The 24,682-nt window shown below is 69.4% G+C and carries 20 protein-coding genes; 15 read left to right on the plus strand and 5 right to left on the minus strand.

The features are described from left to right. The first annotated feature begins 37 nt into the window (after positions 1-37). The 9 genes from AC3WL7_RS03760 (at position 38) to AC3WL7_RS03800 (ending at position 9,705) form a co-directional block, all read left to right on the plus strand. The gene (locus AC3WL7_RS03760; protein ID WP_492749385.1) at positions 38-1,306 is read left to right on the plus strand and encodes an NAD(P)/FAD-dependent oxidoreductase; all 1,269 of its coding nucleotides are present in this window, start codon (positions 38-40) and stop codon (positions 1,304-1,306) included. Continuing rightward, a complete protein-coding gene (locus tag AC3WL7_RS03765) occupies positions 1,294-1,851 on the plus strand; it encodes a DUF3261 domain-containing protein (RefSeq protein ID WP_200733560.1) in 558 nt (185 codons plus the stop codon). Before AC3WL7_RS03760 ends, AC3WL7_RS03765 begins: the two co-directional genes overlap by 13 nt. Next, complete coding sequence (locus AC3WL7_RS03770; RefSeq protein ID WP_492749386.1) at positions 1,848-3,038, plus strand: beta-ketoacyl-[acyl-carrier-protein] synthase family protein; 1,191 nt, start codon at positions 1,848-1,850, stop codon at positions 3,036-3,038. Before AC3WL7_RS03765 ends, AC3WL7_RS03770 begins: the two co-directional genes overlap by 4 nt. Continuing rightward, a complete protein-coding gene (locus AC3WL7_RS03775; protein ID WP_079224217.1) occupies positions 3,035-3,493 on the plus strand; it encodes a hotdog family protein in 459 nt (152 codons plus the stop codon). Before AC3WL7_RS03770 ends, AC3WL7_RS03775 begins: the two co-directional genes overlap by 4 nt. Further along, positions 3,490-4,221, plus strand: a complete 732-nt coding sequence (locus AC3WL7_RS03780) for a 3-ketoacyl-ACP reductase FabG2 (protein ID WP_492749388.1) — start codon at positions 3,490-3,492, stop codon at positions 4,219-4,221. Before AC3WL7_RS03775 ends, AC3WL7_RS03780 begins: the two co-directional genes overlap by 4 nt. Continuing rightward, the gene (locus AC3WL7_RS03785) at positions 4,221-5,459 is read left to right on the plus strand and encodes a beta-ketoacyl-ACP synthase (RefSeq protein WP_079224215.1); all 1,239 of its coding nucleotides are present in this window, start codon (positions 4,221-4,223) and stop codon (positions 5,457-5,459) included. The genes AC3WL7_RS03780 and AC3WL7_RS03785 overlap by 1 nt, the downstream gene beginning before the upstream one ends. 54 nt (positions 5,460-5,513) lie before the next feature. After that, positions 5,514-5,954: an excinuclease ATPase subunit gene (locus AC3WL7_RS03790; RefSeq protein WP_079224214.1), complete on the plus strand. Its 441-nt coding sequence runs from the start codon at positions 5,514-5,516 to the stop codon at positions 5,952-5,954. Between the two features lie 159 nt (positions 5,955-6,113). Further along, the gene (locus tag AC3WL7_RS03795; RefSeq protein ID WP_079224213.1) at positions 6,114-6,374 is read left to right on the plus strand and encodes a YcgL domain-containing protein; all 261 of its coding nucleotides are present in this window, start codon (positions 6,114-6,116) and stop codon (positions 6,372-6,374) included. Then, positions 6,367-9,705 carry an ankyrin repeat domain-containing protein gene (locus AC3WL7_RS03800; protein ID WP_492749390.1) on the plus strand — a complete coding sequence of 1,113 codons (3,339 nt, stop codon included), beginning with the start codon at positions 6,367-6,369 and terminating at the stop codon, positions 9,703-9,705. The genes AC3WL7_RS03795 and AC3WL7_RS03800 overlap by 8 nt, the downstream gene beginning before the upstream one ends. Positions 9,706-10,049: 344 nt before the next feature. Here AC3WL7_RS03800 and AC3WL7_RS03805 read toward each other — a convergent pair whose 3' ends face one another. Next, on the minus strand, positions 10,050-11,828 hold the full coding sequence (locus AC3WL7_RS03805) for a monovalent cation:proton antiporter-2 (CPA2) family protein (protein ID WP_492749391.1): 1,779 nt from the start codon (positions 11,826-11,828) through the stop codon (positions 10,050-10,052). A 361-nt stretch (positions 11,829-12,189) separates the two neighbouring features. On the opposite strand from AC3WL7_RS03805, the gene mgtE reads away from it, so the two are divergent. Both mgtE and AC3WL7_RS03815 read left to right on the plus strand, forming a co-directional pair. Further along, the gene (mgtE, locus tag AC3WL7_RS03810) at positions 12,190-13,560 is read left to right on the plus strand and encodes a magnesium transporter (RefSeq protein ID WP_492749392.1); all 1,371 of its coding nucleotides are present in this window, start codon (positions 12,190-12,192) and stop codon (positions 13,558-13,560) included. 120 nt (positions 13,561-13,680) lie between these two features. After that, on the plus strand, positions 13,681-16,401 hold the full coding sequence (locus AC3WL7_RS03815; RefSeq protein ID WP_492749394.1) for a bifunctional acetate--CoA ligase family protein/GNAT family N-acetyltransferase: 2,721 nt from the start codon (positions 13,681-13,683) through the stop codon (positions 16,399-16,401). Positions 16,402-16,452: 51 nt separating this feature from the next. Here AC3WL7_RS03815 and AC3WL7_RS03820 read toward each other — a convergent pair whose 3' ends face one another. Further along, positions 16,453-16,833, minus strand: coding sequence for a YbjQ family protein (locus AC3WL7_RS03820; protein ID WP_079224204.1), 381 nt, complete (start codon positions 16,831-16,833; stop codon positions 16,453-16,455). A 123-nt stretch (positions 16,834-16,956) separates the two neighbouring features. On the opposite strand from AC3WL7_RS03820, the gene AC3WL7_RS03825 reads away from it, so the two are divergent. Beyond that, positions 16,957-17,658: an alpha/beta fold hydrolase gene (locus tag AC3WL7_RS03825; protein WP_492749395.1), complete on the plus strand. Its 702-nt coding sequence runs from the start codon at positions 16,957-16,959 to the stop codon at positions 17,656-17,658. 73 nt (positions 17,659-17,731) lie between these two features. On the opposite strand, the gene dkgB is transcribed toward AC3WL7_RS03825, so the two are convergent. Both dkgB and AC3WL7_RS03835 read right to left on the minus strand, forming a co-directional pair. Then, entirely contained in the window at positions 17,732-18,541 is an 810-nt protein-coding gene (gene dkgB, locus AC3WL7_RS03830; protein ID WP_492749396.1) for a 2,5-didehydrogluconate reductase DkgB, read from the minus strand. A gap of 88 nt (positions 18,542-18,629) precedes the next feature. Beyond that, a complete protein-coding gene (locus AC3WL7_RS03835; protein ID WP_079224200.1) occupies positions 18,630-19,844 on the minus strand; it encodes an MFS transporter in 1,215 nt (404 codons plus the stop codon). A 105-nt stretch (positions 19,845-19,949) separates the two neighbouring features. Here AC3WL7_RS03835 and AC3WL7_RS03840 point away from each other — a divergent pair, with 105 nt between their 5' ends. Next, positions 19,950-20,852: a LysR substrate-binding domain-containing protein gene (locus tag AC3WL7_RS03840; RefSeq protein ID WP_492749397.1), complete on the plus strand. Its 903-nt coding sequence runs from the start codon at positions 19,950-19,952 to the stop codon at positions 20,850-20,852. 143 nt (positions 20,853-20,995) lie between these two features. Here the strand turns inward: AC3WL7_RS03840 and AC3WL7_RS03845 are convergent, their stop codons facing one another. Next, a complete protein-coding gene (locus AC3WL7_RS03845; RefSeq protein ID WP_492749398.1) occupies positions 20,996-23,116 on the minus strand; it encodes a methyl-accepting chemotaxis protein in 2,121 nt (706 codons plus the stop codon). Between the two features lie 183 nt (positions 23,117-23,299). Here AC3WL7_RS03845 and AC3WL7_RS03850 point away from each other — a divergent pair, with 183 nt between their 5' ends. Both AC3WL7_RS03850 and AC3WL7_RS03855 read left to right on the plus strand, forming a co-directional pair. Then, positions 23,300-23,755: an Rrf2 family transcriptional regulator gene (locus tag AC3WL7_RS03850; protein ID WP_079224195.1), complete on the plus strand. Its 456-nt coding sequence runs from the start codon at positions 23,300-23,302 to the stop codon at positions 23,753-23,755. After that, positions 23,745-24,650, plus strand: a complete 906-nt coding sequence (locus AC3WL7_RS03855) for an NAD(P)/FAD-dependent oxidoreductase (RefSeq protein ID WP_492749399.1) — start codon at positions 23,745-23,747, stop codon at positions 24,648-24,650. The genes AC3WL7_RS03850 and AC3WL7_RS03855 overlap by 11 nt, the downstream gene beginning before the upstream one ends. The last annotated feature ends 32 nt before the right edge of the window (positions 24,651-24,682 follow it).

The raw sequence follows: 24,682 nt of genomic DNA on the forward strand, positions 1-24,682 counted from the left end.
CTTCCTTTCCACCTGATCGAGCAACAAGGACGCACCGATGACTACTGCCGTGGATGTTCCTGCAGATCCGACCGATGTCGAACGTACTGAAATCCTGATCATCGGCGCGGGCCCGGCCGGTTCGGTCGCCGCGGCCATGCTGCGCCAGCAGGGCCGCCAGGTGCTGATGCTGGAGCGCCAGCAGTTCCCGCGCTTCTCGATCGGCGAGAGCCTGCTGCCGCAGAGCATGGAGTACATCGAGGCCGCCGGCCTGCTGCAGGACGTGGTGGAAGCGGGCTTCCAGTACAAGAACGGCGCGGCCTTCGTGCATGGCGAGGCGCGTACCGCGTTCGACTTCCGCAGGAAGTTCTCGCCGGGCTGGGGCACCACCTACCAGGTGCAGCGCGCCGACTTCGACAACGTGCTGGCGCGCGGTGCCGAGCGCATGGGCACCACCCTGCGTTTCGGCGACGAAGTGCTGGCGGTGGAAGCCGGCGAGCATCCGGCGGTGAACGTGCGCCGTCCCGATGGCAGCGAGTACCGCATCGAGGCCGACTTCATCCTCGATGCCTCCGGTTTCGCGCGCCTGCTGCCGCGCCTGCTGAACCTGGAATCGCCGTCCAACTTCCCGGTGCGCGGCGCGATCTTCTGCCACGTGCGCGACAACATTCCGGCCGAAGCGGATTTCGACCGCAACAAGATCCTCATCACCACCCACCCCGAGCACATCGACGTCTGGTACTGGACCATCCCGTTCTCCAACGGCTGCTGCTCGCTGGGCGTGGTCGCCGAACCGTCGTTCTTCGAACGCTACGAGGGCGACGACCTGCAGAAGCTGCAGGCCATCGTCGGCGAGGACCCGAACCTGACCGGCCTGCTGGCCAACGCCGAATGGGCGGTGCTGCCGGTGCGCCGCATCACCGGCTACTCGGCCAACGTCAGTTCGCTGTGGGGCCCGGGCTATGCGCTGCTGGGCAATGCCGGTGAATTCCTCGACCCGGTGTTCTCCTCCGGCGTGACCATCGCCTTCAAGTCCGCGCAGCTGGCCAGCGAATGCCTGAAGCGCCGCTACGCCGGTGAAACCGTCGATTGGGAAAACGAGTTCTCGATTCCGCTGCGCGCCGGCGTGAAGACCTTCCGCCGCTTCGTCGAAAGCTGGTACGAAGGCGGTTTCCAGAAGATCATCTACCACCCCGACCAGCAGCCGGAAGTGCGTGACATGATCAGCTCCATCCTGGCCGGCTACGCCTGGGATACCAACAACCCCTACGTAGCCGACCCCAACGGCCGCCGCATGCGCGTGCTGGAGGAACTGTGCAGCGCCTGATCGTCCGCTTCAGCGCGGTGCTGCTGTGCCTGCTGCTGGCCGCCTGTGCCAGCCGCATGCCGCGCCCGCTGGTTGAACTGCCGCCGCTGCGCCTGCCGCCGGCCAGCCTGCCGGCGCCGCTGGCGCTGCAGCAGCAGCTGCATTTCCGCTTCGGCAGCCACGAACGTGACCTGGATGCGCTGCTGGAAGCGGACGCGCAGCAGGTGCAGCTGGCCGTGCAGGCGATGGGCCAGACCGGCGTACGCCTGCAGTGGGACGGCAAGCAGCTGACCCAGCAGCGTGCGCCGTGGCTGCCGCCGCAGGTGCGTGCCGAGCGCGTGCTGGACGACCTGCAGTTCGCGCTGTGGCCCACCGCCGCGATTGCCGCGGCGCTGCCGGCGGGCTGGCAGGTGGCCGACGATGGCCAGCAGCGCAGCCTCTCGCGCGATGGCCAGGTGTGGCTGCAGCTGCAGCGCCTGGACGATGGCAGCGTGCAGCTGGACAACCGCGCCGAGGGCTATGCCCTGCGCATCGAATCGATCGACATGGCTGGGCAGGATAAATGACCGCAGCGATTTACCTGAACGACCTGGGCGTGGTCTGTGCGCTGGGTGAGGGCCGTGCGGCCGTGGCGTCGGCGTTGTTCGCCGATGCACCGGGCGGGCTCAGCGACAACGACACCCTGCTGCCGGGCCAGACCCTGGCGCTGGGCGAAGTGCGCACGCCGCTGCCCGCGCTGGACGACCTGCCGGTGGCCCTGCGTGGCCGCAACAACGCGCTGCTGGACGCAGCCCTGGCGCAGATCGCGCCGTCGGTGCAGGCCGCCATCGCCCGTTATGGCGCATCGCGCGTGGCGGTGGTGCTGGGCACCAGCACCTCGGGCATCGGTGAATCCGAGCAGGCCCTGCGTACCCGCGCCGAAACGGGCGAGTGGCCGCCGGGTTTCGATTACGCGCAGCAGGAAATGGGCACGGCCGCGCAGTTCGTGCGCCAGCGCAGCGGTGCGCTGGGCCCGGCCTGGACCCTGTCCACCGCCTGTTCCTCCAGTGCCAAGGCGCTGATGTCGGCCGCGCGCATGCTGCGTGCCGGCATCGTCGATGCGGTCATCGCCGGCGGCGCCGATTCGCTGTGCCGCTTCACCGTGGCCGGTTTCAGCGCGCTGGAGTCGGTGTCGGCGCTGCGCTGCAATCCGTTCTCGCAGCACCGCTGCGGCATCAACATCGGTGAAGGTGCCGCCCTGTTCCTGCTGACCCGTGATGCCGGTCCGGTGCAGCTGGCCGGCTGGGGTGAATCGGCCGACGCCCACCACATGTCCGCGCCCGACCCGAAGGGCCTGGGTGCGATCGACGCCCTGCAGCAGGCGCTGCAGCGTGCCGGCTGGGACGCGCAGGACGTGGATTACGTGAACCTGCACGGCACCGCCACCGGCCACAACGATGCGATGGAAAGCGTGGCCGTGGCCCAGGTGCTGGGCACCACGGTGCCGGCCAGTTCGACCAAGCCGCTGACCGGCCATACGCTCGGCGCCTCGGGTGCCATCGAGGCCGCCGTGTGCTGGATCCTGCTGGCTGAAAACCCGGGCCACCGGCTGCCGCCGCACTGGTGGGACGGCAGCGCGGACCCGGCGCTGCCGCCGCTGCCGCTGGTCGCCCCCGGCACCCGCCTGGCGCGGGCACCGCAGCGGGTGCTGAGCAATTCCTTCGCTTTCGGCGGCAGCAATGCCGTGCTCGCGCTGCAGGGGCTGGCCGCATGAGCCTGCCCCTGTTCGCGATCGAAGACGTGGTGCCGCACCGCCAGGACATGTGCCTGCTCGAGCGCATCGTGCGCTGGGACCAGGACAGCATCGAAGCGGAACTGGTGGTGCCCGCTGCGGGGCTGTTCATCGAGGACGGCGGCGTACCGGCCTGGGTCGGCATCGAGTACATGGCGCAGGCCATCGCGGCGTGGGCCGGCTGCCGCGCGCGCGTGGCCGGCAACCCGCCGCAGCTGGGCTTCCTGCTCGGCAGCCGGCGCTATACCAGCCCGCGCAGCAGCTTCCCCAGCGGCAGCCGGCTGCGCGTACACGCGCGCTGCGAGCTGTTGGGCGACAATGGGCTGGGGATGTTCGCCTGCCGGATCCTGGCAGGCGATGAAGAATGGGCGGTCGCCAACGTGTCGGTGTTCGAACCGGCCGACTCGATGGCATATCTGGAGAGTGGACAGGCATGACAGGGAATCGAAGCGTGCTGGTGACCGGCGCCAGCCGGGGCATCGGCCGGGCCATCGCGCTGCGCATCGCGCGCGACGGCTTCGACGTGGTGGTGCATTGCCGCAGCCGCGTGGACGAAGCACAGGCCGTGGCGGCCGAGATCCAGGCACTGGGCCAGCAGGCCCGCGTGCTGGCCTTCGACGTCGCTGACCGGGCAGCCGCGCGTGCGGCGCTGGACGCGGACGTGGACGCGCATGGTGCCCACTACGGCGTGGTCTGCAATGCCGGCATCGCCCGCGATGGCGCCTTCCCGGCGCTGTCCGAGGACGATTGGGACCAGGTCATCCACACCAACCTGGATGGCTTCTACAACGTGCTGCACCCGCTCATCATGCCGATGGTGCGGCGGCGCAAGCCGGGCCGCATCGTCACCCTGTCCTCGGTGTCCGGCGTGGCCGGCAACCGCGGCCAGGTCAACTACAGTGCCGCCAAGGCCGGCATCATCGGTGCCACCAAGGCGCTGGCGCTGGAACTGGCCAGCCGCCAGATCACCGTCAACTGCGTGGCCCCCGGCCTGATCGAGACCGACATGCTCAACGAAGAAGTGGTCGACCATGCGCTGAAGCTGATCCCCGCCGGCCGTGTCGGCCGCCCGGAGGAAGTGGCCGCCACCGTCGCCTTCCTGCTGTCCGAGCCGGCCGGCTACATCACCCGCCAGGTGATCTCGGTGAACGGGGGCATGATCTGATGGCCGCCGATCGTCGCGTGGTGGTCACCGGTGCCGCCGCCATCAGTCCGCTCGGCCATGACTGGCCGACCATCGAGGCGCACCTGCGCAGCTGCCGCAATGCGGTGCGCAGCATGCCCGAATGGGATGTCTATGCCGGCCTGAACACCAAGCTGGCCGCGCCGGCGCAGGACTACGACCTGCCGCCGAACTACAACCGCAAGACCACCCGCTCGATGGGCAAGGTCGCCATCATGTCGGTGCGCGCCACCGAAGTCGCGCTGCGCGAGGCCGGCCTGTTCGAGCACCCGGTGCTGCGCAGCGGCCGTGCCGGCGTGGCCTATGGCTCGTCTTCGGGCAGCCATGAAGCCACCGGTGAATTCGGCCGCATGCTGCACGAATTCACCACCGATGGCATCAGCGCCACCACCTACCTGAAGATGATGAGCCACACCGCGCCGGTCAACATCGGCGTGTTCTTCGGCCTGTCCGGGCGCGTCTACACCACGTCCAGCGCCTGCACCTCGGGCAGCCAGGGCGTGGGCGCCGGCTATGAAGCGATCCGCAGCGGCAAGCAGACGGTGATGGTGGCCGGCGGTGCCGAACAGCTCGATGCCACCGCCGCTGCGGTGTTCGACACCCTGTTCGCCACCAGCACGCGCAACGATGCACCGCAGACCACGCCGCGCCCGTTCGATGCCGGCCGCGATGGCCTGGTGCTGGGCGAGGGCGCCTGCACGCTGATCCTGGAAGACCTGGAACACGCGCAGGCACGCGGCGCGACGATCCTCGCCGAGATCGTCGGCTACGGCACCAACAGCGACGGCCAGCACGTCACCCAGCCCAGCGCGGACACCATGGCCCAGGCCATGCGCCTGGCCCTGGAGGATGCCGGCCTGCAGCCGTCGCAGATCGACTACGTCAACGCCCACGGCACCGCCACCGACCACGGTGACATCGCCGAGACCCAGGCCACCGCCCAGGTCTTCGGCAGCCGCATGCCGATCAGCTCGCTGAAAAGCTACGTCGGCCACATGCTCGGCGCCTGTGGCGCGTTCGAAGCCTGGATGAGCATCGAGATGATGCGCGCCGGCTGGTTCGCCCCGACCCTCAACCTGGGCGAGGTCGACCCGCGTTGCGGCCAGCTCGATTTCATCACCGGACAGGGCCGCGAACTGCAGGCCGAGTACGTGATGAGCAACAACTTCGCCTTCGGCGGCATCAACACCTCGCTGGTGTTCCGCCGCTGGAGCGAATGAACCACCGCCCCACACCGCACCCCAAACCCGCACCCCGAACAAGGAGAAGTTTCGATGCGTCGTACCCTGATGATCGCCACGGCCACCGCACTGCTGGCCCTGACCACCACCGCCTCGGCCCGCGAAACCCGCGTCGAGCAGTCCCTGCGTGAGCTGGTCAGCTCGCAGGCCGCCAAGGATGCCGGCATCGATGGCAGCGTCCGCTTCTACCTGGCTGGCCAGTCGGTCAGCGTGCAGCAGCGCCTGGGCGAGGACGTGACCAACAAGAAGACCAACGCCGCCAACAAGAGCGACGAGGAAGCCTGCCGCTGGGTGGCCCTGTCGGCGCTGCGCGCGCTGCAGGACGGTGCCAAGTCGCGCGGCGCCAATGCCGTGGTCGACATCGTCAGCTACTACAAGAAGAACGAATTCAAGAGCCCGAACAACTACGAATGCTACGCCGGCGCGATCCTGGCGGGCGTGGCGCTGAAGGGCACCTACGCCAAGGTGAAGTAAGCGCGGCCGATGGCGGGCCCAGCCTGAACGCCATCGCCACATTGCTGAACCCCATCGGGGAAACGCCGTCGATCGCGCCGTCATCGTCGCGCGATGGCTTTCCCCGGTGTCGGCTTTCCGACACAATCATGGCTCTTCCCGGGTTATCGTCCCGCGGACATGCACGCCTACGTCTATAAAAGCCAACTCAAGCCGGACACCTACGTCTACCTCGCCCGTCGTGATGACTTCAGCGCGCTGCCTGCGGCGCTGGTCACCTCGCTGGGTGCGCTTTCGTTCGTCCTCGAAGTGACCCTGGATGCGCAGCGCCGGCTGGCCCAGGCCGACCCGGACAAGGTCCGCAGCGAGCTGGCCGAACGCGGCTTCTACCTGCAGGTGCCGCCCTCGGTGACCAGCATGATGCGGCGCCACTATGACTGAGCTGTCGCGCCCGCGCGCACTGTCGATCGCCTTCGCCCTGGGTGCCGTGCTGGCGCTGGGCTCGGTCGTGGGCGGGCTGCCGGGTGCCGTGCTCGCCGCACTGGCGCAGCCGGCGTTCGCGCTGGGCGTGTCGTGGTGGCGGCGCAGCCGCTCGCTGCTGCCACCAAAACTGATTGCGCGGCAGGATCTGCCGGCGCTGGCGGTGCTGTGGGCTGCTGCCCCGGCCGGCCTGGCGCTGCTGCTGGCATGGCCGTTGGCCGCACTGCGCGACAGCGGCAGCCTGGCGGCCGTGCTCGGCCTGAGCGTGCTGGTCAGCGCCGGGCTGCTGGCCGCTTGGCGCACCTGGCCGCTGTGGAACGATGTCGAACGCCTTGATGGCAGCCTGGCCCAGCATTGGCAGGCCCTGGCCGGGCGTGACCTGACCGCCTGGCGCGGCCTGCTGGTGGCGGTGATCGTGATCGCCCTGGCCGCGCTGATCGTGCTGCCGGCCTGGCCGGGCCTCTTGCCGGAAGGCGCCGGTTGGCCCGCCGCGCTGGCCACGCTGCTGCTGTCGCCGGCCCTGCACCTGCTGCTGCAGCGGGTGGCACCGGCGCCGATGGTCAGCCTGCGCAGCAGCGCCCAGGACCTGCCGAGCGGCGATGCCGAGGCCCTGTTCAATGCCGCCGCCGAAAGCACGCCGCTGGAAGCGATGGCGCCGCAGGAACTGACCCCGGCGCTGTACGAGGCGGCCCGCCACGGCCGCATCGACCGCGCGCTGCAGCTGCTGCAGGCCGGTGCCGATCCGTACGCATTGCCGGACCCGCACTGGCGCGACCAGCGCAGCCTGGCCGTGCTCGCTGCCGTGTTGCCCGACCTGCGCCTGCTGCGCGAGCTGATCGGCCGCGGCGTCGATGTGAATGCCCCGCACCGTGGCATGACCCCGCTGCTGGCCGCGACCCGCGACAGCTGGCATGGCCGCCCCGAAGCGGTGATGACCCTGCTGGCCAACGGCGCCGATTCGCGCGCGGTGGACAGCGATGGCAACACCCCGCTGCACCACGCTGCGCGCAGTTCCGACCCGGGCGTGGCCGCGCTGCTGCGCGATGCCGCCGCCGAAGTGGATGCGCTCAACACCGAGGGCTGGTCGCCGCTGGCCGTGGCCTGCCAGGTCGGCAACTGGCGCCTGGCCCGCTTCCTGCTCGAGCGCGGTGCGCGCAGCGAGCCCAGCGATGGCACGCCGGTGCTGCTGGCCGCCGCCGCCACCGAGGACGACGATCCGGCCGGCGTGCAGCTGCTGCTCAAGCACAAGGCCCGCGCCGACGCGCGCGACCGCCAGCGCCGCAGCGCGCTGCACGAAGCCGCCCTGGCCGGCCATGTCGAGATCATCGGCGTGCTGCTGGGGGCGGGGGCGAACCTGGAAGCGCGCGATGCGCTGGGCCGCACGCCGTGGCTGGAAGCCGCCCGCGCTGGCCGCGCCGCCGCCATCGAACACCTGCTGCCGCACAAGCCCGACCTGGTCGCTGTCGATGGCGAAGGCCGCAATGCCGTGCTGCTGGCCGCGATGGCCGAGGATGTCTCGCCGCTGCTGGTCAAGCGCCTGGTCGACCTGGGCATCGCCGCCGATGCCAGCGATCCGCTCGGCCGCCGCGCCGTGGACTACGCCGCCGAGGCCGGCCGCTGGGCGATCGTGGCCCTGCTGGACCCGTCCTACCCGCTGCCGGCGGCGGTCAGTGATGGCCTGGCCGAACGCGGTGAAGCCGCCAGTGCCAGCGGCCTGCTGCCCGACCGCCCGCCGCTGACCCTGCTGCGCGAAGCGTTGGGCTTCGGCAATACCGAAGGCATGGCCGCGCTGGCCAAGCTGTGCCAGCCCGAAGAGCTGGGCGGGCTGCTGCTCGACCCGGAGCTGGCACTGGAGCCGCGCGCGGTCGACTGGCTGCTGGGCCACGGCGCCGACCCGTACGTGCGCGACGCCTGTGCCGATACCCCCATGTTCGCCCTGCTGTCGCGTGGCATCGACGCGGTGCCGGCGCTGCAGGTGATGCTGCAGCGTGGCCTGTCGCCGGCCGGCCGCGGTGGCCTGGCCCGCTTCCTCGCTGCCTGCGCGCAGCACGACCAGGCCGCACGCGGCCTGGAGCAGCTGGCGCTGGAACTGCTCGAACGCGGTGCCGATCCGTTCGCCGCTTCGCCGGCCGGTGATCCGCCGCTGTCGCTGGCGGTGCGCCTGGGCTGGCTGCGCCTGCAGCAGGCCCTGCTCAATGCCGGTGTCGACCGCGAAGCCCGCGACAGCCACGGCATGACCGCCCTGCACCTGGCGACGGCGCTGGCCCGCGAAGGCGCACTGAAGTTGCTGGTGCAGCACGGCGCTTCGCCGGAAGCGCGTGCTGCCGATGGCCAGACGCCGCTGGGCGTGGCGCTGTCGATCGGCCGCCGCGACCTCGCCGACTGGCTGGATTGGCGGGTGTGGCCGCTGCCGCGCCGCACCCTGCGCGAAAGCGACCTGCCGGCTGCAGCCATGGTTGGTGACGTCGATGCCGTGCGCCGCTTGAACGATCTGGGCTTTGCCATCGACGCCGTCGATGCGCAGGGCTGCACCGCGCTGCTGCGCGCCGCCGGCGGTGGCCACCTGGCGGTGGTCGACCTGCTGCTGGCGCGTGGCGCCGATCCGCAGCATGGCGCGGCCAGTGGCGCGACCCCGCTGTCGGCGGCGGTCAGCATGCGCCAGGTGGATATCGTCTCGGCCCTGCTCGATGCCGGTGCACAGCTGGAACACCGCCTGCCGGGCGGGGTGACCGTGCTGATGCTGGCGTCCGCGCTGGGCCTGCCGGACATCGTCGCGCGCCTGCTCACCGCCGGTGCCGACGTGCATGCCGGCGATGCCCAGCAGCTGGGCCCGCTGCACTGCGCGGCGCTGTACGGCTTCAGCGCCCGCGACCGTTCGCGCCTGCTGGCCCTGCTGGATACGCTGCTGCTGGCCGGCGCCGAGCCGGACCAGGCCGCGGCCGGTTCGGTCACCCCGCTGCTGCTGCTGCTGGGCGCACGCGCCGAGCCTGGCACCGCCTGCGACGAACAGGTGGTGATGGCTGCGGTGGAGCGCCTGCTGGATGAGGACGTGAGCCTGGACGTGCGTGACCCGCGCGGCTTCGGCCCGCTGCATCTGGCCGCCCTGCACGGCCTGCCGCTGCTGGTACAGCGCCTGCTGCGCGCCGGTGCCGATCCGGAAGTGCGCGACAGCCTCAACCGCAGCCCGCGCGAGATCGCAGTGATGCGCGGCTTCATCGACGTGGCCGGCGAATTCGAACCGCGCGTGCCCGGCGTGTCCTCGATGGCCCGGTTCCTGCGCGATAACGGCTGATCCATGTAAAAGGGTAGTGCCGGCCGCTGGCCGGCAGCTTCATGAAACCTCCGGGATCTCGAGATTGCCGGCCAGCGGCCGGCACTACCGGGTCCGCCATCGACCGGGTGGGTGTCGACCGTTGGTCGGCATGAGATTCCGGGTGGGTGCCGACCGTTGGTCGGCATGAGATTCTGGGTGGGTGCCGACCGTTGGTCGGCATGAGATTCTGGGTGGGTGCCGACCGTTGGTCGGCATGAGATTGTGGGTGGGTGCCGACCGTTGGTCGGCATGAGATTGTGGGTGGGTGCCGACCGTTGGTCGGCATGAGATTCCGGGTGGGTGCCGACCGTTGGTCGGCACGCCTATTTCTCGTCGCTTTCCGCGTCGGCCTCGAACAGGTGCATCAGGTCATTGCGCGCATCGCGCGAGGTCTGGATCACCGCGGCCTCATCGTCGTAGACCAGGTACTGGTCACGCAGCAGCTGCTCGTCATGCTCGCGGAACCGCTGCACATGGCGCTGCGCCACGTCCGCCGCCACGCCCAGCGCGGTCAGCACCCGCCCGCTCATTTCCAGGCTGGTGCCGAACACCTCGCGGAACGGTTCGGCCGACATGTCCATCAGGCGCCAGGCGTGCTGGCGGTTGCGCGCACGCGCCAGCACCTTCGCATCCGGGTACAGGCGGCGCACCATCCGCACCGCGCGCAGGTTGGTTTCCGGGTCGTCCACGGTGATCACGAACACATCGATGTGCTCGCCCCCCGCCGCGCGCAGCATCTCCGGCCGCGTTGGGTCGCCGTAGTACAGCTGGTTGCCGAAGCGGCGCAGGTCGGCCACGGTGTCCGGGTTCGCTTCCAGCGCCACGAAGGGCACCTTCTGCGCGGTCAGCAGGCGCGCGATCACCTGGCCGAAGCGGCCCATGCCGGCGATCAGCACCTTGGGCTGGTTGTCCGGCGCGACCTTGTCGGCCGGCGCGGCGTCGCGCGGCGCAGGCTTTTCCCGGCCCAGCAGCTTCAGCAGCGCCAGCATCAACAGCGGCGTGATCGCCATCGACAGGCCGACGATGGCCACCAGCCGGTCATGGTTGGCATCGCCCAGCAGATGCGCACGCTGGGCTTCGTTGAACACCACGAAGGCGAACTCGCCACCCAGCCAGAGCACGCTGCCCAGCAGCAGTGACTGCCGCGAACCGAGCCTGGCGACGCGGCCGATGGCATACAGCAGGCTGAACTTCACCACCAGCAGCGCGGCCACGCCGGTGGCGATCAGCCATGGCTCGGCGGTGATGCGGTCCAGGTCGATGCCCATGCCCACGGCAATGAAGAACAGGCCCAGCAGCAGGCCCTTGAACGGCTCGATCTGCGCTTCCAATTCGTGGCGGAATTCCGAGTCGGACAACAGCACGCCTGCCAGGAACGCGCCCAGGCTGGGGCTGAGGCCGGCTTCCTGCATGAACCAGGCGGTGCCCAGCACCACCAGCAGCGCGGTGGCGGTGAACACCTCGGGGCTGCGGGTGCGGGCGATGATGCCGAATACCTTGCGCAGCACCGGGCGCCCGCACAGGATCACCACCGCCAGCGCACCCAGTGCCACGGCCGCGTCTTCCCAGCGCAGGGTCTGGTTCTTGGCCCCGCCCAGCAGCGGAATGGCGGCCAGCAACGGGATGGCGATCAGGTCCTGGAACAGCAGGATGGCAAAGCCCAGCCGGCCATGGTCGCTGTTGATCGCCTTGTGTTCGGACAGCAGCTGCAGGCCCACCGCGGTGGAGGACAGGGCCAATGCGATGCCGACCACCAGTGCGCTCTTCCACTGGAAGTGGTCGAGCAGCAGCAGGCCACCCAGCAGCAGGCCGGACAGCGCCACCTGCGCCGCACCGGCACCGAACACCGAGCGCCGCATCACCTTCAGGCGCGCCGGCGACAGCTCCAGGCCGATGACGAACAGCAGCATCACCACGCCGATCTCGGCGGCGCCGAGGATGCGGTCGGCATCCTGCACGAAACCCAGCCCGTCCGGGCCCAGCACCACGCCGGCGGCCAGGTAACCCAGCACCGCACCGAAGCCGAACTTCTTGAACACCGGCACCGCGATCACCGCGGCCAGCAGCAGCACCAGCGCCAGTTCAAGACCACCGCTATGCATGGGAATACCTGGTCATCGCGGGGGCCCGGATTGCGTTCGTTCGGCTGGGGGACTGCGGCCATGCAGGCCGCCCCTTCATTATGCGCGCCGGCCCGTGCACGAACGACAACGGGGTCGCAACGTCGCGGCGGCCAGTGGCCCGGCCAGGGTTGACCCGGCGTGTCGGCAGGTCCAGACTGCCTGCCGCTGTCGGCCCACCCCTGTGGGGCGTGTCCGCCAGTACACCCATCCGGAGTCCCCAACCCATGTCCAGCGACAGTAGAAGTCGACCTCGTTCGACGCCAGCGATGGCCACCGCCTGACATCGGGACGGTTTGCCTGCGTTGGCGTTGCGCGAGGTCGCACCCCACAAGGCAAACCCATGAACCAGAAGCAATTGCTGCGCCCGGTGGCCGATGCCGCCGCACTGGCGGCACCCCTGGCCAACTACAACACCGCCGATGCGGTGGAGTTCCTCAACACGCTCCACCTGCAGCGCGCCGCCGAAACGCTGGCTGCGCTGTCGCTGCCGCGCGCGGTGAAGATGCTCGAAGCGCCGGAACTGCACCGCAGTGGCGAGCTGGTGGCCGCACTGCCGCCGGCCCGCGCCGCCGCACTGCTGGGCCTGATGGCCGACGACCGTGCCACCGACATCGTCCACGAGCTGGACGAGGAAGAACGTGCTCGGCTGATCCCGCTGCTGGGCAGCGATGCCCGCCAGGCCATCCAGACGCTGCTGAGCTACCCGCCCAACACCGCCGGCGCGTTGATGACCACCGAGTTCGTCGCCGTGCCCGCCACCTGGACCGTCGCCCAGACCCTGCAGCACATCCGCCAGGTCGAGCGCACCCGCGAGACCGTGTACGCCATCTACGTGCTCGACCCGGCCAGCCAGCAGCTGCAGCAGGTGGTGACCATGCGCCGGCTGATCACCGGCCTGCCGGAGGAGTCGATCCTCGACGTGGCCCAGGTCAACCCGCCGGTCACCGTCGATGCCCTGCTGGACCAGGAAGAAGTGGCGCGGCTGATCCGCCGCCACGATCTGCTGGCCATCCCGGTGGTGGACGCGCAGCAGCACTTGCTGGGCATCGTCACCGTCGATGACGTGCTCGATGCGCTCATCGAGGAGTCGACCGAGGACGCACACAAGTTCGGCGGCATGGAAGCGCTGGACAAGCCCTACATGCAGATCGGCTTCTTCGAGATGCTGCGCAAGCGCGCCGGCTGGCTGAGCGTGCTGTTCCTCGGCGAAATGCTCACCGCCAGCGCGATGCAGCACTACGAGGACGAACTGGCACGCGCGGTGGTGCTGACCCTGTTCATCCCGCTCATCATGAGCTCGGGCGGCAACTCAGGTTCGCAGGCCACCTCGCTGCTGATCCGCAGCCTGGCCCTGCGCGAGCTGCGCCTGGGCGACTGGTGGAAGGTGGCGCTGCGCGAAGTGCCCACCGGCATGGTGCTGGGCGCCATCCTGGGCTGCCTGGCCATCGTGCGCATCGTCATCTGGCAGCTGGGCGGCCTGCACGACTACGGCGAGCACTGGATCCTGCTGGCCATCACCATCGGTGCGGCGCTGGTGGGCATCGTCACCTTCGGTTCGCTGTCCGGCTCGATGCTGCCCTTCATCCTCAAGCGCCTGGGCTTCGACCCGGCCAGCGCCTCGGCCCCGTTCGTGGCCACCCTGGTGGACGTGACCGGCCTGGTGATCTATTTCAGCATCGCCGCGATGATCCTGCACGGCACCCTGTTGTAACAGGGACGTCATCCACGCATGGCGTGGATCTACTGGATCGCTGCGTCATCCACGCCGGGTGACGCTGCGATGTTGCGCTGGATCATGCGCCCGGCGCGCCGGTGCGTGTACCGTAGGTGCATGAGTACCTACCACCTGCAGTCCGTGTTCCGTCCGCAGTCGGTCGCGGTGATCGGCGGCAGCCCGCGCGAGCGCTCCGCCGGCCGTGCGGTGATGCGCAACCTGCGCGGCACCGGCTTTCCCGGCAAGGTGGCGTGGATCAACCCGCGCCACGCCGAGATCGATGGCATCCGCACGGTCAAGCGGCTGAAGGATCTTGATTGGGTGCCCGACCTGGTGGTCATCACCGCGCCGGCGGCGATCGTGCCGCAGGTGGTGCGTACCGCCGCCGAGCGCGGCGTGCAGGCGGCCATCATCCTCACCGCGCACCTCGGCGAGGGCCCGGGCTCGCTGTCCGAACAGGTGGAAACGGTGGCGCGCAAGCACGGCCTGCGCATCCTCGGCCCGCACTGCCTGGGCGTCATCGCGCCGCATGCGCGGCTCAACGCCAGCATCGCCGCGCACTTCCCGCAGGCCGGTGACCTCGCCCTGATCTCCGAATCCTCGGCCATCGCCGCCGCGCTGGTGGAGTGGGGCGTGGCCCGCTCGGTCGGCTTTTCCGCCGTCGTCTCGCTGGGCGACACGATGGACGTCGACTTTGGCGACCTGCTCGACTACTTCGCCACCGACTACCGCACCCGCGCCATCCTGCTCTACGTCGAGCACATCAAGGACGCGCGCAAGTTCATGTCGGCCGCGCGTGCCGCCGCCCGAGCCAAGCCCGTGGTGGTGGTGAAATCCGGCCGCGCCGAGCGCGTGCAGCCGGGCAGCGCCGATACCCACGTGCAGGCGCTGGCCCGCGCCGATGATGTCTACGGCGCGGCCTTCAACCGCGCCGGCCTGCTGCGCGTGAGCGCACTGGACGAGTTGTTCACCGCCGCCGAAACCCTGGGCCGCCTCGGGACATTCCCCGGCCGCCGCCTGGCCGTGCTCAGCAATGGCGGTGGCGTTGGCCGCCTGGCAGTGGACCAGCTGATCGCGCTGCGCGGCACCCTGGCGCAGCTGTCCGACAGCACGGTGGAAACGCTGGACAAGGTGCTGCCGCAGGGCTGGTCGCGCAGCAATCCGGTCGACATCGTGGTCGACGCCGACGGCGATCGCTACGCGGCCGCCATCGAAGCCCTGCTGGCCGACAACGAGAACGATGCGGTGATGGTGGTCAACGTGCCCACCGCGTTCACTTCGTCGGCCGATGCCGCGCAGGCGCTGACCCGTACCCTCGGCCTGCGCCCGCGCCACCACCGCGACAAGCCGGTGTTCGCCGTCTGGCTGGGCAACGATGACCAGGCCACGGCCACGCTCAACGCGGCGCGCGTGCCGACCTATCCCACCGAAGCCGAAGCGGTGCGCGGCTTCCAGCACCTGGTGCGTTACCGCGAAGCGCAGAACGCGCTGATGGAAACGCCGCCGAGCCTGCCGCAGGATTTCAGCGTGGACACCGCGCGTGCGCGTGCGCTGGTCGAGGCCGCGCTCAGCAACGGCCAGCAATGGCTGGATCCGCTGGCCACCCACGATCTGCTCAAGGCCTACGGCATTCCCTCCGCGCCGGTGATGCATGCGCGCGATGCGCACGAGGCGATGGACCTGGCGCAGCCGCTGCTGGAGCGCGGTGCCACGGTCGCGCTGAAGATCCTCTCGCCGGACATTCCGCATAAATCCGAAGTGGACGGCGTGCGCCTGAACCTGGCGACGCTGCCGGCGGTGCAGGCTGCGGCCACGGCCATCCTCGAACGCGCGCGCCAGCTGCGCCCGGAAGCACGCATCGACGGCCTGCTGGTGCAGCCGACCATCGTCAGCCCGAAGGCGCGCGAGATCATCGTCGGCATCGCCGATGACGCCACGTTCGGCCCGGTCATCGTGGTCGGCCGCGGTGGCACCGCGGTGGAAGTGATCAACGACAAGGCACTGGCACTGCCGCCGCTGGACCTGCGCCTGGCCCATGAACTGATCGGCCAGACCCGCGCCTCGCGCATCCTCAAGGCCTATGGCGATGTGCCCGCCGCCGACGAGCGCGCGCTGGCGCTGGCATTGGTGAAGCTGGCGCAGCTGGCCGCCGACATTCCCGAAGTGCGCACGCTGGACATCAACCCGCTGCTGGTGGACGCCAAGGGCATCCTCGCCCTCGATGCGCGCGTGGCCATCGCGCCCTCGCGCATCCTGCACAAGGGCCGTGGCCATCCGCGTTTCTCGGTGTTCCCGTACCCGAAGGAGTGGGAGCGCACCATCGAGCTGTCCGACGGTGGCCGTGCCTTCGTGCGCCCGGTGCGGCCGGAGGACGATGCGCTGTTCCGCGCGTTTTTCGCCCGTGTCAGCGACGAGGACCTGCGCCTGCGTTTCTTCCAGTCAGTGAAGCACTTCAGCCACGAGTTCATCGCGCGCCTGACCCAGCTCGACTACGCGCGCTCGATCGCGCTGGTGGCCATCGACCCGCGCAACGGTGACATGCTGGGCGCGGTACGCCTGCATGCCGATGCCGACTACCACCGCGGCGAGTACGGCATCCTGATCCGCTCGGACCTGAAGGGCCATGGCATCGGCTGGCGCCTGATGGCGATCATGATCGAATATGCCAAGTGGCTGGGGCTGGACGTGGTGGAAGGCCAGGTGCTGCGCGAGAACAGCACCATGCTGGCGATGTGCCAGAGCCTGGGCTTCAAGACCAGGCTGGATCCGGACGACCCGACGGTGATGATGGTGACCCTGCCGGTGCAGCAGGTCGACGTCGCTGCGCCCCCGCTGTAGAGCCGAGCCCACGCTCGGCTGCATTTCATGCCATGCCCGGCGGAACGCCGGTCAGCGCAACGGTTCCACCACCACCGCCGTGCCATAGCACAGCACCTCGGTCAGCCCGGTCATCACGTCGGTGGCGTCGTAGCGCATGCCGATGATGGCGTTGGCGCCCAGCTGCCGCGCGTGCTTGACCATGTCGCGGTAGGTTTCCTCGCGGGCCTGCTCGCACAGTTCGGTGTAGATGGTGATGTTGCCGCCGAAGAGTGTCTGGATGCCGCCCAGAAAATTGCCGACGATCGAGCGCGAACGCACGGTGATGCCGCGCACCACGCCCAGGCTGCGGGCCACGCGGTAGCCCGGCAGCTCGAAGGCGGTGGTGACCAGGGAATCCTCGAAACGAAGGGCCGGAGGGGAGGGGATGCCACTGTTGTAAGGGTCTGCCATGGTCGCGTCCGTGTCGGTGTCTTCGGTAGAGTCAAGCCATGCTCGACTGGCTGTGCTCGACTCTACAGCCCAATGGCCCGTTGCGGCATGGCCGTGCCCACCCCGCCGCGCGACAATACCCCCATGACCGATCGCATCCCCCTGCTGCTGCTCCCCGGCCTGCTCAACGACGCCGAGCTGTGGCGCGCGCAGCTGGCCGACCTGGCCGACATCGCCGATTGCACCGTGGGCGACCAGACCCGTGGCGAGACGCTGCAGGCGGTGGCCGAGGACGTGCTGGCGCAGGCACCCGAGCGCTTCGCCCTGGCGGGTTTCTCGCTGGGGGGCTTCGTCGCCCAGCAGATCCTGCGCATCGCGCCCGAGCGCGTGCTGCAGCTGGCGCTGGTCGATACCTCGATCCATGCCGATTCGCCCGAGCGGGCCGAACAGCGCCGCAGCCAGCGCGCCAGCGTGCGCCTGCCCGGCACGTTCCATGGCTTCGGTGATGCGCTGATGCGCAGCTACATCGATGCGTCGCGGCTGGACGACTACGTGCTGGTGCAGCGCGTGCGCGATATGACCGCGCGGCTGGGGGCCGAAGTGTTCCTGCGCCAGAGCGGGCTGGAACGGCGCGACGGCCATGACGTGCTGGCCGCGTACCGCGACCCGCTGCTGATCGTCTGCGGTGCCAACGATCGCATCACGCCGTTGGCGGTGAGCGAGGAAATGCACGCGCTGGTGCCGCACTCGCAGCTGGTGGTGGTGCCCGACTGCGGGCACCTGGCACCGATGGAAAAGCCGGACGACGTGAGTGCGGCGATGCGCGGCTGGTTGTTGCAGGGCTGATGGATCCGCCGGGCGTGACCCGGCGCTACCCACGCGCATCCGGTAGCGCCGGGCCCTGCCCGGCGGCGTCCGATCAATCCCAGGCCGGGGCGATGCCTTCGGGGTTGGCCAGGCGCTGGCCGCGGTCGAGCTTGGCGATCTGCGCCATGTCTTCGTCGGTCAGGCGGATCGCGGCTGCTTCCAGGTTGCCGGCCAGGTTGTCGCGCTTGGTCGACGACGGGATGACTGCAAAGCCCTGCTGCAGCGCCCAGGCCAGTGCAACCTGGGCCGGGGTGGCCTGGTGGCGGCCAGCAATGGCCTGGATCACCGGGTCCTTCAGCACTTCGCCGTAGGCCAGGCTCATGTAGGCGGTGATGCGGATGTCGTTGTCCTGCAGGAACTGCACCAGCAGGCGGTTCTGCAGGTACGGGTGGATCTCGATCTGGTTGGTGGCGATGGCGCCGGCGCCGAGGATCTCGATCGCCTTGCGGGTCTGGGCGATGGTGAAGTTGGAGATGCCGATCTCGCGCGTCAGGCCCTGCGCCTTGGCCTCGGCCAGCGCCGGCAGGTATTCCTCCATCGGCACGTCCACCTTGTCATTCGGCGAGGGCCAGTGGATCAGGGCCAGGTCGACGTGGTCGGTGCGCAGCTTTTCCAGGCTGGTACGCAGGCTGGCCAGCAGCGCATCGCGCTTGAACTCGGTGATCCACACCTTGGTGGTCAGGTAGATCTCGTCGCGCGGCACGCCGGATTCGGCGATGGCCTGGCCGACCTCGGCTTCATTGCCGTAGATCTGCGCGGTGTCGATGGCGCGGTAACCGACGTCCAGCGCGTTGCGCACCGAATCGATGACGGTCTGGTCTTTGAGGCGGAAGGTACCAAGACCAAAGGCGGGGACAGTCATGGAAAGCTCCAACGGGGGGAAAAGGAGTGAACGGAAAGGGTAGGGCAGGGACCGTATGCATGCCGGCAACGGTGCATTGCATGGCCGGTCAATGTGCCGCCACGGCGATGCCATCGGCACGGTGGTCAACGCCATCGCGGCGGTCCAGGCGGCCGCTGAGCACGGTCAGCGCATAGGCCAGCACCACCACCAGCGCACCCAGCCACGGGGTATGCATCAGGCCGATGTGCTCCACCACCAGGCCACCCAGCGAGGCACCCAGGGCGATGCCGATGTTGAACGCGGCGATGTTCAGGCCCGAGGCCACGTCGGTGGCCTGCGGCGCATAGCGCTGCGCCTGCTTGACCACATAGACCTGCAGGCCGGGCACGTTGCCGAACGCCACCGCGCCCAGGGCCAGCACGGTCAGCAGCATCAGCCAGGTGTTGTAGGCGGTGAAGGTGAGCACGAACAGCACGATGGCCAGCAGCGCGAAGATGCGCTTGAGCGCCGGCACCGGGCCCAGGCGGTCGGCCAGGCGGCCACCCCACAGGTTGCCGATCGCCACCGACACGCCGTACACCAGCAGCACCAGGCTGACCGCGTTGGCCGAGAAACCGGTGACGTCCTGCAGGATCGGCGCCAGGTAGGTGAAGGCCAGGAACGTACCGCCATAGCCCAGCGCGGTCATCGCATAGACCAGCAGCAGGCGCGGCTGCGCCAGAACGCCCAGCTGCTGGCGGAAGCTGGCCGGCGCGCTCTGCGGCACGTTGCGCGGCACGAACAGCAGCGCACCCAGCAGGGCCACTACGCCCAGCCCCGCCACGGCCAGGAAGGTCGCGCGCCAGCCCAGGTGCTGGCCAATGAAGGTGCCCAGCGGCACGCCGGTCACCAGCGCCACGGTCAGGCCGGTGAACATGATGGCGATCGCGCTGGCGGCCTTTTCCTTCGGCACCACTGCGGTGGCGATGATCGAGCCGATGGAGAAGAACACGCCGTGGGCCAGGCCGGTGAGGATGCGGGCGACGATCAGCGAGGTGTAGCCCGGCGCCATCCAGGCGATGACGTTGCCCAGGGTGAACATCAGCATCAGCGCCACCAGCAGCTGCTTGCGCGGCACGCGGCCGGTCAGCGCAGTCAGCACCGGCGCGCCGATGGCCACGCCCAGCGCGTACAGCGAGACCAGCAGGCCGGCCGAGGGCAGGCTGACGTGGAGGTCGGCGGCAATGGTGGGGATCAGGCCGACGATGACGAACTCGGTGGTGCCGATGGCGAACGCGCCGAGGGTCAGCGCCAGCAGGGCGAGGGGAATGCCACGGGTCATGGCAGGCTCCGAAGGGAAGGAAGGCGCGCAGTGTGCGCGGCGCACCTTTGCCGAAAAACCAGTCTTCACGCCAATCACTCTTGCCTGGTGGTCAATAATGACGGCATGAAGACCACCCTCGACGAAATGCAGGCCTTCCTGGCCGTCATCGACAGCGGCTCGATCAGCGCCGCCGCCGAACAGCTGGGACAGACCCCCTCCGGCGTCAGCCGCGCGCTGGGCCGGCTGGAGGAAAAGCTGGGCACCACCCTGCTGACCCGCACCACGCGCCGCCTGCACCTGACCGCCGAGGGCGAGGCCTACCTGCGCCACGCGCGGGCGATCATCGATGCGGTGGAGTCGGCCGAAGAACAGATGGCCGCCCGCCGCGAGCGCCCGGCCGGACGGCTGCGCGTGGATGCGGCCATGCCCTTCGTGCTGCACGTGATCGCGCCGCTGGTGGCCAGCTATCGCGCGCGCTACCCGGAGGTGCAGCTGGAACTGAACAGCTCCGAGCGCTACATCGATCTGCTGGAACGGCGCACCGACCTGGCCATCCGCATCGGCCCGCTGGCCGATTCGACCCTGCATGCGCGCGCGCTGGGACGCTGCCGGCTGCAGCTGGTGGCCAGCCCGGCCTATCTGGCCGCGCACGGCGAACCGTCCAGCGTGGCCGCACTGGGCCAGCACACGCTGCTCGGTTTCAACGAGCCGGAATCATTGAACCGCTGGCCGCTGCCGGGCGATGCCGACGGGCAGCTGCTGGTGCGTCCGGATAGCGCCGTATCCAGCGGCGAAACCCTGCGCCGGCTGGCGGTGGAAGGCGTAGGCATCACCTGCCTGTCAGACTTCGTGACCGACCGCGATCGCGCCGCCGGCACGCTGGTGCCGGTGCTGGCCGCGCAGACGCTGGATGTCTACCAGCCGATCCACGCGGTGTATTACCGCAACACCGCGGTGTCGGCGCGCATCAGTTCGTTCCTGGATCACCTGGGCGAAGTGATGGCGCAGGGTGATTACCTGCGCTGATCCTGCCGTCGCCCGACCAACGGTCGGGCGCTACCGGTGTGGCTGATGGGTGTGGACCGGCCCTCTTGGTGGGTGCGGACCGTTGGTCCGCACTGATCCTGCCGTCGCCCGACCAACGGTCGGGCGCTACCCATTCAACACCGTCATGCCGCGCGCGCGAAGCCGCCCTGCGTCGTCGCCGCACTCGACAGATCAAACACATCCACCGCTTCAATCAAGCGGTCCGCCTGCTGCTCCAGGCTGCGCGCGGCTGCACTGGCTTCTTCCACCAGCGCCGCGTTCTGCTGGGTGGTGCCATCCATCTGGATGACGGTCTGGCTGACCTGCTCGATGCCCGCGCTCTGTTCCTGTGACGCCGCGGAAATCTCGGCCATGATGTCGGTCACGCGCTGCACCGACGCCACGATCTCGGCCATCGTGTCTCCCGCCTGGCGCACGCGCTGGGCGCCGTGGCCGACCTGTTCCACCGAGGCTTCGATCAGGGTCTTGATCTCCTTGGCAGCCGCCGCCGAACGCTGCGCCAGGGTGCGCACCTCGCTGGCCACCACCGCGAAGCCACGGCCCTGTTCGCCGGCACGCGCCGCTTCCACGGCTGCGTTCAACGCCAGGATGTTGGTCTGGAACGCGATGCCATCGATGACGCTGATGATTGCCGCGATCTGCCGCGAGGAGGTCTCGATCGCGCCCATGGTCGCCACCACCTGGCCGACCACTTCGCCGCCCTGCGAGGCCACGCCATGCGCGCCGATCGCCAGCTGGTTGGCCTGGCGCGCATGCTCGGCATTCTGGCGCACGGTGGAGGTCAGTTCCTCCATCGAAGCGGCGGTCTCTTCCAGGTTGGCCGCCTGCTGTTCGGTGCGGCGCGACAGATCGTTGTTGCCAGCAGCAATCTCGGCGGCAGCCGAATGGATGTTGCCCGAGGTGTGCTTGATGTCGGTAACAATGGTCGCCAGCTGTGCCGCGGTGGTGTTGGCATCGCTGGCGATGCGCGCGAACACGCCCTGGAAATCGCCGTGCATGCGCGCGCCCAGGCGGCCATCGGCAATCGCCCGCAGCATCGCCGATACCTCGCCCAGGTTCTGTTCGGTGCCCTGCATCAGCTGGTTCAGGCCTTCGACCATCGCGCGGAAGTCATGCTCGAAACGTGCGGTGTCGCCGCGCTGGCTGAAATCGCCGGCCGCCGCAGCACCGGCCAGGCGGCGGATCTCGCCGTTGATCGCGCCGAGATTGCGCTTGACCACATCCAGCGCCTCGGTGATCACCGCCTTCTCGCCCGGCAGGCGTTCCATGTCCTGGCTGAGGTCGCCCACCGCATAGCGGCCCATGACCGCGATCGCGCGCATCTTCACCTGGATGTGTGCGTCGACCAGCGCGTTGGTGTCGGCCACCATGCGTCCGTACGCGCCGGGGAACGCGGCGGCCTGCATGCGGTGGCTGATGGTGCCGGCGTCGTGTGCCTGCGCCATCGCCGCCTGTGCGGCAAGCACGTCGCGCAGGGTGCCCTGTACGGCCTGCATGGCCTGCGCCAGGCGGCCGATCTCATCGCGGCTGTGCACCCGCACCACATGGTCCAGGTCACCGGCGGCCACCGCGCGTGCGGCGGCTTCCACCGCCAGCACCGGTTGCACCACGGCACGCCGCAGCCACCAGCCCAGGCCGGCCAGCAACAGCACCGCTGCGGTGATGGTCAGCACCGCGCACACCACCAGCGTGCGCCGTGCCTGCTGCGAACGCGCGGCCACCGCGGCTTCGGCCACCTGCGAGGCGTGCGTGCCCAGCGCATCCAGCGCCGCCGCCACCGGACGATCCTTGCCGCGTACCAGCCTGTCACCGGCGGCAGGGTCGTAGCCGGCTTCGGCAAAGGCCTGCAGGGCGGCGTGGTAGTCCTTCTGCAGCTGCGCGTGCAGGGCGCTGAAGGCCTTCGCCATGTCGCGGGTGCGCGCATCGGGGCTGGTGGCCAGGCCGCTGGCCAGTGCCTCCACACGCTTGCCCTCGTCATCGAAGGCCTGCAGGTGGCGCTGGCGCAGCGCTTCGTCGTGGCCGCGCAGCAGCACGTTCTTCCATTCCTGCACCTGGCCGCGGAACTCACGCTGCAGGTGCTCGGCAGCGCGGCTGTGGGCGACCTCCGCGGGCACTTCGGTGGACAGCTTCAGCCACGCCGATGCCAGGCCCGCGAGGGCGCACAGCAGGACGATGGCCAGGCCGACGGATACAGCACCAAGCAGCTTCGACTGCAGCCGCGGCGCACGGGAGGAGGCGTTCATGGGGCGGACTCACGGAAGGGAGGCGATGCGGTATCGACCGCGCTTGAGCCCTCTGAAGTGCGAAGCCGATCACATTACCGTTGCGTTTAGAGAGGTGAAGAAAATGTTTCATAGGACAGATGTGTCCATATGGAACGAAAGCGGACCCTCGACAGCGGGTTTAAATGTAACTATCGTAGTTACATGAAATCCGCCAACCCGCTCTCCGACGCGCTGCACGTGATGGCCCATCTGGTCGGCCAGGAAGGCCCGCGCACGTCCGAACAACTGGCTGCCTGCCTCCCCACCCATCCGGTGGTCATCCGCCGCCTGCTGGCACAGATGCACAAGGCCGGCCTGGTGCGCAGCACGCGCGGCCATGGCGGTGGCAGCCAGCTGGCGCGCGAGGCGGCGCAGATCAGCCTGCATGACATCTACCTGGCCGTCGGCGCGCCGCCACTGGTGCAGGTCGGCAACCGCGACAACGGCGGTGGCTGCCCCATCCAGCAGCTGGTCAACCAGGCCCTGCAGGACGGCGCGCGCGAGGCCCAGCGCCTGCTCGAAGCGCGCCTGCAGGCCAGCACCCTGGACCAGCTGGGCGCCGATTTCGCCCGCCATCTTGCCCATCACCGTTCCCTGGAAGGTCACCATGAATCCTGATGTCCTCATCGTCGGCGGCAGCTATGCCGGCATCGCCGCCGGCCTGATCCTGGCCCGTGCGCGCCGCCCGGTCACGATCATCGACAGCGGCCTGCCGCGCAATCGCGCCGCCAGCCACTCGCACGGCGTGCTGGGGCAGGACGGCATCAGCGGCGCCGAGCTGCTGAAGAACGCGCGCCAGCAGTTGCTCGACTACCCCACCGTGCGCTGGCTGCAGGGCGAGGTGGTGCACGCGCAGGCCAACGCCGAGGGCGTGGACGTGCGCACTGCCGATGGCCAGGTGCTGGCCGCCCGCAAGCTGCTGCTGGCCACCGGCATTGCTGACCAGTTGCCCGATCTGCCGGGCCTGGCCGATCGCTGGGGCAGCACCGTGCTGCATTGCCCGTACTGCCATGGCTATGAAGTCGGGGGCGGTGCCATCGGCCTGCTTGGCGGTCACCCGATGTCGGCGGCCAAGGCGCCGCTGTTCGCCGAGTGGGGCAATGTCACCTTCTTCAGCCAGGGCCTGCCCATCAGCGATGAAGAGCAGGCCGCCATGCAGCAGCGCGGCGTGCAGGTTGAAACCCTCCCGGTGGTGGGCGTGCAGGGCGAGCAGCCCACCTGGCTGGAAGTGGAACTGGCCGATGGCCGCCGCATCGCCCAGCGCGCCCTGTTCGTGCCGGCGATGCAGCAGATGGCCACGCCGCTGGTGCAGCAGCTCGGCTGCACCCTGGTGGAAAGCCCGATGGGCGTGCTGGTGGAGGTCGACATGATGAAGCAGACCTCGGTGCCGAACGTGCATGCCGCCGGTGATGCGACCACGGTCGGCAACATCACCCTGGCAATGGCTGAAGGCGTGCGTGCAGGCATCGGCGTGCACCACGCGCTGGTGGCCGAGGACAGCGTGCCGCGCTGAACGGCGCGCTGTCCCAGCAGATCCACGCCATG

The sequence above is a fragment of the Stenotrophomonas sp. FW305-3-2-15-E-LB1 genome, assembly GCF_058787375.1.